This window comes from Brucella sp. HL-2 (assembly GCF_025846885.2).
In the GTDB taxonomy this organism is placed as follows: Bacteria; Pseudomonadota; Alphaproteobacteria; order Rhizobiales; family Rhizobiaceae; genus Brucella; species Brucella quorumnocens.
Genome location: NZ_JAOYTK010000022.1, coordinates 23,810 through 37,372, shown reverse-complemented (window position 1 = coordinate 37,372; position 13,563 = coordinate 23,810). Strand labels below are relative to the sequence as shown.

The following is a 13,563-nucleotide window of genomic DNA, read 5'->3' as shown; positions in this document are numbered from 1 at the left end:
AATTCTGCCGATCTTTAAATTAAATGCCGTTATCCGGCGCGCTGGCGTGTTCTGGATTGTCTGTCGGCAAGTCCTGCACCAGTCCTACACCACCGCTACCTGATGCTTGCTCTGGTGCCCTCGGCACAAGCTCGAATGCGCCATTTGCCTGCTTCTCAAAGACATACCCCGCAGAAGGCGCACTATTCAGCATGTCAACGACACGCTTGCTTTCCACCTCGTTAAAAGCATCAAAATCAGGCGACCGGAGATTATTACAGATGCCTTTGAGAATGGAGCGGCCTTCACGATCAGAAGGTGCATAAACCCCTTCCCCGGTCTTTGCTATCTCGCCCTTCGCTTGGTCTATAGCGCCATAATAAGTTTCGATATTCTGGATAGGCGTATCTTTTAACGGCACTCCCCGGAATATATGGCCTACAAGCTCATCCTGATAATCTCGTTGCTCTAAGCTCGCTTCAACATCAACGATCTCGTCATTAATGTCGCTGTCGGCTGTCCCCATATCCACCGGCTCAAATTCTTCGCTATCTGACGCATCAAACAGAGGTCGATTAGCGCGCAAGCTCTCAAGATCGCTCTTATTAGTATCCTGACTGGTCATTATTGGATTCCTGTTTCACCGGCCAAAAGCACACCAAGAACAGCCGCTATCCGGGCTTCACCCTTGGTTGATGCCTGTTCCAGCCTCAAGGATATGGCTCGCAATTTGGCATATTCCTGCATCAAGCCACGCTCATTTTTAGTGGCCAGCTCTTTTTGCCAAGCATCATATCCAGAGCCGCCACCGTACTGATTAATAAAGGAATCGTACCCCTCAATAGCCCCGCCTTCTTTGTAGGCGTTTCTAACTTCTTCCATCGATGTTAGAGCCGCAGAGCGCAGAGCTTCGGCACGACGAGATTTGATGAAATTCAGCTCGTTATCGACCTTATTGCTGGTCTTAATCTGCTTAGGTAAAGGAAGCCCGGCAGCATTCGATAGGAATATGGCTGCATCTGCATCACTGCCGGTCAAAAAGGTCTGAATTAAAAGGTTGTTCGGATTGGTGTTTTGCACCCGCTTTTTAAAGACGGCATTAATATCATCAGCATTGCCCGGCGCTACATCAGTGCTGGAAGCGACCGAGGTATCGCCATCAGCTTCGATTTTCCCTAGCGCCGTTGAGATCATTGCAGCCGATCCGCAGGGATCAACAGATAAACCGCGTTTGCTGAAACGCTCCTGCACAGCTAAAATCGCTTCATTCTTGTTCTGCTCAACATAAACAGAGGTTTCCGCCTCTTGCGACTTCTGCGTCATCGTCGCCTGTCTCTGGCCATCCACTTCGGTTTGCTGAGTGATTACCTTCAAGGCTGATAGGATTGCCTCTGTATTCTGCGTATCCTGCGCAGTAATATTGCGCCCGGCCAAGTCAATGCGCTCCTTAATCCTCGTGCGCGCTGTCTCGTGGCCCCTGATCCATGACGCATCATTTACCCAACATGACGCCGCAAAGGTAGGAGTGCTTATGCTAGCCATCAGTAGGCCAATCCCTGAAATTGCGATCTTTCGCATAATCACTCCCCCGATACCGGAATAATGTCGCCAGACTTGCCACCATCAACCATGTTGGAAATAATGTTGTCTGTTCTCGCCAGAGCGTAACCAGAGATAGCCAGCTCCGTATTAAGGCGCTTCTTGATCCCGTAAGCCTTCGCAGCCACATGCGCGGCTTCAATACGAACCTGATCAAGAAGAATACCGCGCTCCTGCGAAGCAGCCATCGTAGACGCCCATTGTTCGCCACCGTCCCGGCCCATCCATGACGACATGAAAGCATCCAGCTTTTCGTCGCTTTCCTTATAGGAAGCAGCATTTGCCATCACGAAGCTTGATAAGGATTTCAAAGCCGTCTTGCGGTTCTCCTGCAACTTATTGAGCTGTTCGGCAGTGCTACCAGCCAATGCACGAACATTCTCCGGCTGTGGCCCAAGAACCATCGCAATATACTTTTGCGTACCGCTCTGATTGCCTTCAATAACGTCAGAAGCAGACACATTTGATTTAGCTATTTGAGAAAACCAATTGTCATGACTGGTATCTGCCACGCCAGCGCTTGCCGTGCTGAAAGCCTTTTGCGTTACCTGCGCATTGGCCTGCGAAAATGTCTTCGCCGCGCTGATCGACCCGCAGGTATTATAACCCATAGACCGATAGCGTTGCGTAGCTTCTAAGGTCAGCATGTTCGTGCGATGCGCTACCCAAGCCGATGCAGAAGCTTCGGAAGCCTTGTTTTTCATCGTAACGTTCTGGTCAGTCGAAGCATTGGCCGCAGAATTAACAACCCGCATGGCAGACAAGATTTGCTGTGTCTGGCGGATCGATTCAGCATTAATCGCCTGCTCGACGCTTTCCAGATGACGAATAACATCATCACGAACGCTGGCTGTCTTATTATTGACGCGGGTAGCTACACCAGAGCAAGAAGCTGCATAAGCGCCCGTCACCGACACGAGCGTCGTTGCGAACAAGCCAGCCATAGCAAACGCCAGTTTATTCCGGTTGACCTTCATTACCCTCACCTTCCATACCGCTGATCGCGATGCCAAATAGAGATTGGCGCGCTCCTGAAATCAGCGCCGCTTTTCGAGTAGCTTGAACACGGTTCAAAACGTCAGGCGTTGACGTGCTATTGGCCTCGATCGTTGGAAGCGGAGCCGCCACGTCAATAAAATCTGACGCGGTTGCAACTTCCTCAGAGCCATAAGAGCGATTTTTCAGCCAGACACTCGCATCACTGTCACCCGCCGAAAATCCACCGGAAGCTGACGAAGTGCATAAGCCGGCTTCTCGCTCGGCCTGCGAACAATAATACTGTTTTCGATTGGCTAATGTCGTTGCGATGAAGGTTGATGCATCGGAGCCATTGCTGATCCAGTCCGCATCAACCTTCCTTGTAGCAGCTCGTACCCTGTCACCAGCGCTTCGCGTATCGACCGCAACCATATCAGATGCAACAGCCCGGCAAACATTATAGCCCTGTCCACTGGCATAAGATCGCTTGTTGACTGCATAAACGAGCGCTAGGTTATTATCGGCCTGTATCCGGGCCGCTATGCCACCTTGTTTTGCTGCCTTGATCGCTTGCGTACCTTGATTGCCTGTAATGTCGATCACTGAAGCATCAATTTTAAAGCCAGATAGCAGCGCATTGAATGAAGCGGTCCACATAGTCATGCTTTCCGCAAACGTTTTAGGCTGTGGCCTGACAGTTTGAGCCGTAACAGGACCGTTCAAAAGCAAAACAGTCACGCTCAAGCTGGCAGCGGCTATGTGCAAAGCGCGCGCCATATCATTCTCCGTTGATCAGCTTGCCAAAATCATCAATGACAGTTGAACCACCGGAGCTTGTTGGCGGCGTATAAGAATTTGTGCCCTGCGACTGGCTTGAAGAACCACCGCCAAGCGTGAATTGCGGCACTGGGATTTTTACGGAGTTATCGTAGTTAATCCCATTTGAACCGGAAAAGTCATATTTACCGATGCCGTCAATTTTCGGCATGTTCAAACCAGATGTAGCGCCACCCAACAAACTCGCTAAATCAGTTCCAACAGACGAATTAACCTTGCCGACAGCCTGCTGCATATTTCCAAGTGTTTTCTGGAGCTGATCGTCAAGCAATTTGCAAACCTGTTGCTTTGCTTGGTTCAATAAATTTTGGGTAATTCCCTGCACGTTTCCTTGGAAAAACCCGGCCAGATCGGGGATCATGTTCGAGAGATTGAACGATTGCAGAAGATTGGTGTTGATGCAGGAATTTGGGCCGCTAAAAAAGTCAGGCACATTGACTTTTGCAGCATCAATTAGTGCAATTTGCTGCTGTAGAGCTGCATCGGCAGCGGCTTCAACGCCACAACTAGCACCACCGCTTGTTGCTGAAAAACTTAGATTGGTTGAAGCATATAAGGCAGATGCCGCTATGAATGCTACCGTCAACGATTTGCGAAGTTTATTCATCAGAAGCTGTCCCTATACCGTTCAAACAAGGTACTCATGCTGTTTGCTACTTTGAGATCGAGCATAATTCTGGTTACGATCTCAGCTCTCACAAGGTTTTCTTTTTCTAAAGTGATTGCGCCATAGATTTCATCGGTGGCTGTTTCGCCCGTCATGGCGCTGACCTCCTTGTGTGAAGTCGATAAAATTTCGCGCCTCATTTCCAGCATCCGCATTAAGGGTGCTATTGGCGGCGGTTGATCAGCTGCTAAATTATTGGCGTTAGACATTACGAACTCGCATCAATTTTATTTTTCATACAATACGTTTATCGAAAAAACTTTACAATAAGAAACGGTATAGACGTGCATAATCATTCATAGCCCTTATTTAAGGCTATGTTTTTAGGGATTCTGGCGATTAAACGCTAACTGCTCCTAGAGCGATCAGCTAATGCCAAGACTGGAAGTGATTTCGCCATTTCTCGATAAAATGCAGCGGTTATATATTTTAGACTTAACATGCTGCTCAATTTTTTAAGCCCTCTCATGTTGGCTAGAAAGCCGTAAAGATCATTTAAGGCTGTTTCTGGCTCTGCGAGTGCTTTGATTAGATCGATCCAGACAGGACAAATGATCCTGATAACATTCGTCTGGTGTGGGCCCTTTTTGACGGGTCTAAAACCGACTTCAATTAACGCACTGTTGCCGGGGGCCGCTTTTCTTAAAATGCGAAGTGCGAGCTGCACGGTAGAGCGGCAATAGCCAGAGAGATCACCAATATGCTTCACGGACAAAGTGCAGACGCCGTGTTTGATTGTCTCGATCTCAATAACTCGCATTACGGCTCGGACAGAAGGAGTGATGTTTTTTAAGAGCTGGCTATATTGGCCGAAGGCAAGCTTACGCTGGAGAGCCTTATTCTTTTTTGGGAGTTTGATCGCCGGGAATATGCTGGCGATTTTCGAGCTGGCTTTCAGGCGTTCATTGAGAGCGTTCAACTCCGTGTAAGCGGCGCTAAATTCATCCTCTGAAATGTAGGATGCCGCCAGATACGAATAGAGAAGCCTACTCAGCCTCTGAAATTCAAGCGCCGCTTTCGTCTTGTGCGCGTTGAACAAAATACAATTTGTTATTTTTTTGTTTACAAATGTTGAGCCGAAATTCGTGATTTCGGCTAACAATATGATATGTTTTATGTTTTCCATCTTTCCGCACCTAAATTTTGGATGCAAAAAAGCGTGGCGGGAAGCCGCAAAACCCTTGATATGTTGAGGAAAAAAGACTATGTTGGTCTTAACAACTTCCCCAAAGATTTGGCGATCTAAGGTAGGGGAAATGGTTTGGTATTAGACTGTTCAACAATGTCAGTTTTCCGAATGGGTCCAGTGGTTATTCCGCTGGGCTTTTTCGTTTGTTCATCCTGCTCCATCTAAATTACAGCAAAATCAATTAATGGTTTTGCTGGAGAATATGATTCTGCACATTACGCTTATTCGCTCGATACGTCAAAATTTGACATATTTTTTATTCCGTTCTTTCACGGCGTAAATTATCCTGTAAATTCAATGTCTTGAGTGTTTTCCGTAGTTTCATTTTCACGCTCTGCACTCCGAGAAATGTTCTTTTCTTTGAGAACTTCCTGCGTGATCTCGTAAGCTAAGGCTGAACAAGCTATGTCCAAATCACGGATGCCGCCATATGCAACCAGTGAATATTCGTGCTTGTTTATATGCTCCTGAACCGCTTGATGGATCAGGTCAGGATAGTGATCGGTTAGCGTTGGAGCTGTCGCCAGTGCCCCACGCATCTTGTAACCCCTTCGCCCATTCGTCGTTATCGCGAGCATGTTTGAAGACTTTTCTACAATCCTCTCAAAATTGTCTTTGATCAGCTTATTACGGCGACCAAAGACGAGGATCGGATCGTTATGCTTATTGGTGGCACAAGGAGTAAGCATGAACGACTTATCGCCCAAGCCAGCCGCCAATTTAACTAGCCCCTCTGTTTCCCTGTTTTCGTCACGCGACAAATCAAACCAGCACTCGGCGTTGGTTACGTTGCCGCGCTCAATGGCGATACTATCCAGACCTAACGGCTCTGAACCGCCAAGAATGAAAGATGGTGCAGTTGAGACAATCGACTTTGCCAAGCGCTCAAGGATTGTTGGCAAACGCTCTGATACCTTTGCTCTAAACTCCGGGCTATAGTCTTCACGCAAGCTCTGACAGAGGTTGTGGATCACAATATTGATGCGTTCGCTATTCAGGCCATGCCTGTTATAGACTTCCGTAAGTGATGAAGTGTTATGTAGCGCCGCATATGTTTGCATCAGCGCTACCGCCCGGCCAGCCTGATCAACACCAGTTAAAGGCCGTGGCAGTGCCCCGGCTTGCAGCTTCAAACCAGTGAGCAATTCCCTCTGGTTGCCCTTGAGTAATATGGCATGTTGGCTTTCCCCAAGCTCGTTCGTGAAAACGATCTTTTCAGCAAAAGCTTTACCGGCCACCTTAATGCCTAGAAACAGGTTGCCCATTATAGCAGAGCGTTCCCGGTTCACTTCGCCAGCCGGTGCCTGATCAAACAGAAGCTTGAAACGTTCTTCATGGGTCACTGGATGCGATAATACCCGGTCAGCCCATCCATCTGACAGAATTTGCGGCATATCCAGATAACCAGCGAACGGCGTTTCGCCTGTCCACTGGTCCGCAAGAACCGTGACAATCGTATCAAAGCTCAACGCCCGGTATTTGTCAGGTTCGGCGGCAGCATTTTCCAGATAGTTTATATAGCCACCATACAGCGAAGCGAACGACACCGATATTGTGCTTTCTTCGCCCGGAACAGACATATGCATGTGCCATTCGCCAAGGTTGAGCATATCCCGGCCATCACCATTCGACGGGCCTGATATGCCCGTAACAATTGCAGGCACACCCAAGGTAAGCAGATCAATATCATGTTTCTGCATGGCGCTTGCCCGGCCTATGGCCGTTGAGGAAAGCGAGCCGCATATTTCTTGAGGTAGAGCGACGACACCACCAATTTTGAAATGCTCAACACATTCCGCCAAGAACAGGCTTTGCCGCGCAGTGCGGAGAACCTGAATTTCGTTAGGCGTCATGCCGCTATCTTTGATAGCGACCTTAGACAAGGCAATCAGTGCCTCGTTGCGCGCCGCTCGGACTGGATAGTCCTCATAGCGGGTCGGCTTATGATCCACGTACAAACCATTAATCAAGCCATTATCAGACGCGATCTTGTTAAGGATTTCGAGCGCATCCGTAGATTCAATTTTGCCGCCAGTCAGAAGATCGTAGGTACTGCGGCCTAGCTTCTGATCAAAAATTGGATGATCAAGATCAAGCAGCAAATTGCTATTCTCCGGCGCAAGCCAATCGTCGGCTGCAACATGCTCGTCAGGCCCAAAAATACGGCCGACCGTTTCATCAAACCAGCGGGTACGCCCTTGATCGACCAAACCTTGTGTTTCATCGAATGAGCGAGGCAACACGCGCTCCTTAAAGCGCAGAGTAACAAGCTTGATTGGCTGGTCGCCCATACGGGATGAATTATCATCACCAGCGGTCAGGGTAGCCTTTGCATCAATAATAGCTCGCCAGTCATAAGACGACAATTTCAGAGGATTAATGCCACGCGCTGAAAGCGCGTCAATCTCCATCTGGAAACCGGAATCGAGAGCCGACATAACTTGTTCTTGGGTATCAATAGGCAAGCAGACAAGACGCCCCATAAGCTTACGCGCAAGAGTGCCATCCGTTGATGTTGGATCAAGCCCAAGGAAGCTAGCAACGCGCATGTTCTCCATCAGATACTTTGCAACAACAATTTCTCCAACAGGATTGAGCAAATCCAAGCTTTCGCTGATGTTGGATTTGTTCTCACGCGAGGCTGTTGATGTGGCTGTTAGGTTCCGATTGTTGCGGTTGAAAAGCTGGCACAAGCGATCATCCGCCGCAAAGCCCGACATAGGGATCAGGTACCGCGGCACATGCACCTGACCATATCGGCTAATACGGCCTTCAATTTGTCTTTCAGCAGTGACTTCACGCTGCAACTGCGCCTTGATCATGGTGCGTGGACGCAAATCTCGGCCATTCGCAGGAGCTGGATGCATAGAAATGCCCGTTGCTCCTGACCCATTGAGAAACATAACGTCGGTGCGGCCATTGTTGAAACCGTGGACAGCGTTGTTTCTATCCTTCTGCGACCAAGGCACAATCTTCCACTTGCCATCGTCGGTTATTTCAAATCGACGCTTGCGACCGCTAATTTCATCGGTCGGGATGCCTACGGCTTCCAATTCCGTGCGCAGGCGATCAACAGGCGTAACGCACAAATGTCCAAAATCTGTCGCATCCACTGCCCGTTTGAAGTCGCTTATAAGCTCTGCAACTTCTGGCAGGTCCATTTCCTGCTTTTGACCAAGCCCATCAACGATCTTCGCTTTCGTCAGACTATCAGCCATCCGCTTTAAGACGGTTCCCATAGTCGGCAGCTCATCAAGAATAACCGAACCATTCACCGTTTGGCCGTGCTCTATCTGTTCAGTAATAACGCTTTCCAACAAAGCGTCGCCGGTGTTTTCCAGTGCTATAACGACCTTTCCCCCTGCTAACAGGGAATGAGCCGTCATGTCTTTCAAGAAAGCACCCTTAACAGCCAGCATCAGATATTGCGAATAATGATGAAACTGCGAGATCGGTGAAATGGTTTCAACACGGATTTTCTCGTCAGATGAAATGTTCCCCGCATACATGCGGGTGGCCTTCTGACTTGCAAAACTATGGATTGTTTCAGCAAGCTCAACCAGTTTTGAAAGATGCTCAGCAGCACGATCTACATTATCGCGTATAGAAGCCATTCGCTCAATGTCTACATCGCTAAGAGGTAGAAACTCACGGATTGCATTCGTCGAGTCTATTTCACGCGAGATCATACGCCCTTCACGCGCAATTTCCATAGAAAGGATTTCTTGCAACGCGAGAGGGTTGGTCTCGATGATTGCCATGAGCTGATCGGTTGAAAGGCCAGTTTCAGGCAGAACCTTCTTGTAAAGGCGTATATTTTTGCCGCTTTTTAGCGGGGTGGCCGATGAATAAACGACCGTACCATCGGCTGCGTCAACCGCATCAACAAGGGCGGTCGTTCGTAATCCTGTGGTAGATTCTTCGCCTGCCGCCTTGTGGGATTCATCAAGTATCAGGGTGACTTTGCGGCCACGTGCATGGTTGTCTGCAACAAAGTCCTTTAGCACTTCCAACTTCCAGCCCCCGGAGCTGGTCTGAAACTGGCTGTAGGAAAGCGCGACAGCATTCAGATCAGACGGCAAGCCAATATCTCTCCAGCTATTCAGCTCCGTATCTCTGGTTGCGTGGACAATCTCGTCATTTGCATTCTTGATTGCCGCTTTGTCTTTATTGAAAACCGCCAGTTTTAAACGGTCTTCCAATAGCTTTTCAATCGGCTCTCCCATGACATGTGCAAGGTCACGCGCAAAGAAGTCCTGAAAAAGCGCTGGCTTTTCGGTCATGAAGATAAAGGCTTCATTGTTGTTCTGTGCTTCATAGGCGCAGCCTGCAATAAAGCGCCCCTTCCCTACCCCCATTAGATCGCCATTAAGGAAGCCGCCGTTGTTTTTCTTTTGCTCAAGATACATGGCGAGCGCATCGATCTGTTCTGGCGAAAATCTACTGGCAAGCTCATCCGGCGATGCGAAGCCAAATCGCTCCATGACAAACTCGTCAATCGACTGGTCATTTGTCATTTCAATCTGACGCAAAGACTGCGCAATCAAGCCTTGCAAGGATTTTTGAACAACTGTTGTCGCTTCGCCAGTCTGCGAACCGGCGACATAGCGCATTGTAAAGCCGTCATCCTCCAAATCGTTGAAAAGCTCGACTTCCGGCAGTTCAAAGCCATTATTGTTTTCCGGGCTGGTAGGCTCGGATTCCTGATCAATCGTTGTTGGGGCTTCCGGTATAATTGATTGGTCTTCCGGTGGCATTGGCCTTGGTCGCGCCTGTTCTGGTGCTGGCCGTGTAGCGTCTCTATCAGGAGCGATACCGCTTGGCCCTTGCGGAGCTGGTGTTGGTGTTTTGGCACGAGTGGGAGCTGGAGCGCTCGGCGCTGCGGCCTTACTGGCAGCTCGTGCATTCAAAGCACGATCAGCGCCAAATTCATTCGACCACGAGAAAAGCTGGTCCCATGTCTTGATCGTTGGAATTGATGCTGGCTTGCCTTCAAAGGCTTCTGCCAATGAAAGATAATCACTTCCTTCGCGCTTGCCTTCCAATGCGTAAAGCAACACGGGATAGGTAGTCCCCATTTTCTTATAGAGATCACCGTCCAAATTAACGGCGGATACCTTTTCAAAGGCCATACGAACATAAGTATCGAACCGATCATTTGATGCTGTCAGCTCGTTCGGCTGCATCAAATTGGCTGGCAAAATGATGAACGCTCGGCCATCCGGCCCGGCTTCGATCTTCTCCAGTGCCCGGACTGCTATTTCACATTCAAGTCGCGTGGTATTGAACTTCAACCCCGCGCCAATAGGAATATCGACTGGCTTCTCCAGCTTGTCGAATGGAGGATTCGCAATAACGCAAGAAAAGTCACTGTCCAAAGTGCTTACCACGTCAAGGAAGTTGCCTTCATGCATTGTCGTGTTTGGATGCGCGTTTTTCCCGCGTCTGAACCGACCGTTTTGCAATTCAACACCTGTTACAGACGCGCCGGAGCCAACAGCATAGGACGCAAGTGTGCCATTGCCGTAACAAGGCTCAAGAACGCGGTCGTTCTCTGTAAGATGGAGAGCTGTTTGGAGTGCTGCTGCAACAGGAAATGGCGTCGAATACTGCTGAAACATCATCCGCTCGGCAGTGCGGACGCCTTCTATTCGCGGCAAGTTTTCTTCGGCGCGCATACTCGTCGCAATCAGCGCTGCTTGCGCTTTTGGCATAGCGAGACGTGAAGCAATTTGCGCTTCAAGATATTCCCTGAAAAGAGCCTTTAGAATAGTGTCGATTTCAACGGTTTCATTTGCGGCTGAACTCTCCAGAAGGGTATTCAATTCCGTGGCTGTGAAGCTCTGGCCGCGCAGAATCGCAGCGGCAACATGAGCTGCGCATTCGCGTAGGCTTACCTGATCATCAATCAGGAAAAACCGGCCTAATTCATCAGCGTGATCCGAAGCTAATAAGATCTGATTGTCTCGTGTTCTGACGGCGCGGCCAGAAGGTGTGTCAATAACGGCTTCGCCAAACCGATTCACAATCAATGCGGACGTGCGCAGGCTTTTTTCAGCATCAGGATAGTGAATGAAAAAACTTTTGAGCTTCCTTGCGACCGCGACAGGATCATACACGTTCACATATAAAGCGAGATCATTCATCCGATGATCCGGCAATCCGGCGTCTTTCCAGAACTCACGAGGGGCTAGTTTGCGCGCAGGCAATAAAAAAGCCTCTATTTGTGGATCACCCACATCAAGAGGCGTAGCCTTATCAAGCAGCTTAAACTTGCGCGCTGCCAGCATAAAGCTGGCTCTGCGCTGTCCTGAGTGGACCATAATAATTTGCTGCGGTTGACCCGTGACGCTATCGGGCAAAATAACCCCGGCCATACGATCATCGAGAATATTAGGCGCAGGGGTGAGTATTTTTGATGAAGATGCGGACATGATCTAATCTCCGACGCCCCAAAAGGGAGGTGCCCCTTGGGTGTGTCAAACCAATGATGATGTGTGAGGATTAAGGACCAGAGGGCCCGGAATAATCTTCATAGGTGTCATCATCGAAACCAGAGATAGAACCTTCGAATTGGTTATGCCGTTGTAACAATTGGTCTTGCGTTAGAACTTCATATCCTTGTGCGCGTGCAAGATTTACAACGTCCCGATACTCCTTTTCAGGGCCATAATTCAGACGGTCATACTCACCCGGATCATCGGTATAGCCGTTTATAATCCACCCAACAAACTCCTCGTGCCCTAGATCATCGATAAAGGTGTCTTTTTCGATTACGGCGTATTTTACCGCTCCAATGCTGTTTTCCATTTGCACCGGCTGATTTTTATAAGCTTCCTGTATGCAGTGCTCCATCAACGTAATGATGCCTTGTGGTTTGTAGTCACCACGAGGCGCTTGAGCATCAAAAAAGGTAATTTTAGCATTCGCATTGGTCATGCGTAGGCCGTTAGTCGTTTCTGTGCGCAGGCAAATCTTGCCGTCGAAATAGCCTTGATTGGTATAGGCTTTTTGGCGCCCGGCGTTTTTCTCACTGGTAATGTTCAAGTCAGTCATTGCAAGCTTTACTGACTTCAATGGACGCAACCAGACTTGCGGCGTAACAACAGCCTTCACCTTGCCATCGTTAATGTCTTGGACAGCGGCATTAAACACCGCTTCTGCTTCCGCGTCAGCAAAGGGGAGCTTTTTATCGTAGCCAGTCATTACGGATGCAGCGGCTATACATATGGTGCGCCCCATATCTTTAAGAGAGCCCATAGAAAGTTTGGTATTGCTGGCCTCCAAACTGTCCAAATAACCAATAATGCCATCAGGAGAGGCGATGAAATTGCCGTCCACTTGTGGGTCAGGAATTACGTAACGCAATGGAGTGCAATAGACTTTGCCGTCTTCCAGCTCCAGAGCCAACATTGCTTGCGCCCCGTTAGTTTCAACGGGATTTCCGCTGCCATCTTTGAGGGCCGTCAATCCATTCGAGAAGCCATCCTGTTCCAACAATACACCGCTCATCATCTGATTAATGGTTTTGCGGTTTTGTTCGATCAGATCGGGTTGCGATGATATATTTGTGGTTTGCAAAATTTGCGTCAGGCCATCCTGAAGAACGGCAATAGAATACTGACGATCACGATCAACGTCTTGATCAGGTGCAATGTTCTGATTGATTTGCTCAGGACGTGAACGCTCAGTCCGCATAATGTAGCTGACTTTGCCCTCAATCACGGCCTCAATCTTAGGATCATTGCTGATGCCCTTGATCCACGAACAATAGAAGTCGTTATCATTGCCGTTATTGATCTTGCGTGGCCGTTCAATTTCAATCGTCCCGTCAACTGGCATATAAACCAGTTTGCGCGGGTTCGTCATATCGTTGACTGTTGGGCGGCTAGTGATGCGCTTCTGTGCAACTCCAAGCTTTTCTTCATCGGAAAGCCGTGAGTCCTGCACATAGCCTTTTGCAAACTCCTCTGCATCAGCCAGACGGACACGAAAGCTTTCACCACTACTCACCGTTGTTACATTGATGAAATTGCCGTCATAGCTTTCGACTTTGGCGAGGACGTTTCTTGCGTCAAAGACATTTGCCCGGCTTTCAGAGGCGGACTTCTGTTTTTCACTAATGCGCGAAGTAAGATTTGCGAGGCTCATTCAACTTTTCCTTCTGAATGACAACTAAGATTATGAAACAGCACAAAGCGAACGCGGCAATCAAACGCGAACGTGGTTTATTTTATAATAAACACGACGAGGGATTTTTCACAAGAATAAATATTATCAAATAAAAACCGTACCTTATCAAATATGCATGACG

9 protein-coding genes are annotated in these 13,563 nt (G+C 48.7%); all 9 read right to left on the bottom strand.

The window, feature by feature from the left end; translation table 11 throughout:
* Positions 1–19: 19 nt before the first annotated feature.
* Positions 20–604, bottom strand: coding sequence for a hypothetical protein (locus OIV19_RS18375; protein ID WP_264232735.1), 585 nt, complete (start codon positions 602–604; stop codon positions 20–22).
* On the bottom strand, positions 604–1,413 hold the full coding sequence (locus OIV19_RS18370) for a hypothetical protein (RefSeq protein ID WP_264232733.1): 810 nt from the start codon (positions 1,411–1,413) through the stop codon (positions 604–606). The genes OIV19_RS18375 and OIV19_RS18370 overlap by 1 nt, the downstream gene beginning before the upstream one ends.
* A 146-nt stretch (positions 1,414–1,559) precedes the next feature.
* Positions 1,560–2,522 (bottom strand): hypothetical protein, encoded by a 963-nt coding sequence (locus OIV19_RS18365; RefSeq protein ID WP_264232731.1) that lies wholly within the window; start codon positions 2,520–2,522, stop codon positions 1,560–1,562.
* Positions 2,523–2,535: 13 nt separating this feature from the next.
* Positions 2,536–3,333: a hypothetical protein gene (locus OIV19_RS18360; RefSeq protein ID WP_264232729.1), complete on the bottom strand. Its 798-nt coding sequence runs from the start codon at positions 3,331–3,333 to the stop codon at positions 2,536–2,538.
* Between the two features lies 1 nt (position 3,334).
* A complete protein-coding gene (locus OIV19_RS18355; protein WP_264232727.1) occupies positions 3,335–4,000 on the bottom strand; it encodes a hypothetical protein in 666 nt (221 codons plus the stop codon).
* A complete protein-coding gene (locus tag OIV19_RS18350) occupies positions 4,000–4,269 on the bottom strand; it encodes a hypothetical protein (protein WP_264232725.1) in 270 nt (89 codons plus the stop codon). The genes OIV19_RS18355 and OIV19_RS18350 overlap by 1 nt, the downstream gene beginning before the upstream one ends.
* A 137-nt stretch (positions 4,270–4,406) precedes the next feature.
* Complete coding sequence (locus tag OIV19_RS18345) at positions 4,407–5,186, bottom strand: hypothetical protein (RefSeq protein WP_264232723.1); 780 nt, start codon at positions 5,184–5,186, stop codon at positions 4,407–4,409.
* A gap of 344 nt (positions 5,187–5,530) precedes the next feature.
* Positions 5,531–11,683, bottom strand: coding sequence for a strawberry notch-like NTP hydrolase domain-containing protein (locus OIV19_RS18340; RefSeq protein ID WP_264232721.1), 6,153 nt, complete (start codon positions 11,681–11,683; stop codon positions 5,531–5,533).
* A 70-nt stretch (positions 11,684–11,753) separates the two neighbouring features.
* Positions 11,754–13,400: a hypothetical protein gene (locus tag OIV19_RS18335; protein ID WP_264232719.1), complete on the bottom strand. Its 1,647-nt coding sequence runs from the start codon at positions 13,398–13,400 to the stop codon at positions 11,754–11,756.
* Positions 13,401–13,563: the final 163 nt, after the last annotated feature.

Coding starts and splice junctions, on each gene's coding strand:
- OIV19_RS18375 (WP_264232735.1), bottom strand. CDS start 604: ATGACCAGTCAGGATACTAATAAGAGCGATCTTGAGAGCTTGCGCGCT.
- OIV19_RS18365 (WP_264232731.1), bottom strand. CDS start 2,522: ATGGCTGGCTTGTTCGCAACGACGCTCGTGTCGGTGACGGGCGCTTAT.
- OIV19_RS18360 (WP_264232729.1), bottom strand. CDS start 3,333: ATGGCGCGCGCTTTGCACATAGCCGCTGCCAGCTTGAGCGTGACTGTT.
- OIV19_RS18355 (WP_264232727.1), bottom strand. CDS start 4,000: ATGAATAAACTTCGCAAATCGTTGACGGTAGCATTCATAGCGGCATCT.
- OIV19_RS18350 (WP_264232725.1), bottom strand. CDS start 4,269: ATGTCTAACGCCAATAATTTAGCAGCTGATCAACCGCCGCCAATAGCA.
- OIV19_RS18345 (WP_264232723.1), bottom strand. CDS start 5,186: ATGGAAAACATAAAACATATCATATTGTTAGCCGAAATCACGAATTTC.
- OIV19_RS18340 (WP_264232721.1), bottom strand. CDS start 11,683: ATGTCCGCATCTTCATCAAAAATACTCACCCCTGCGCCTAATATTCTC.
- OIV19_RS18335 (WP_264232719.1), bottom strand. CDS start 13,400: ATGAGCCTCGCAAATCTTACTTCGCGCATTAGTGAAAAACAGAAGTCC.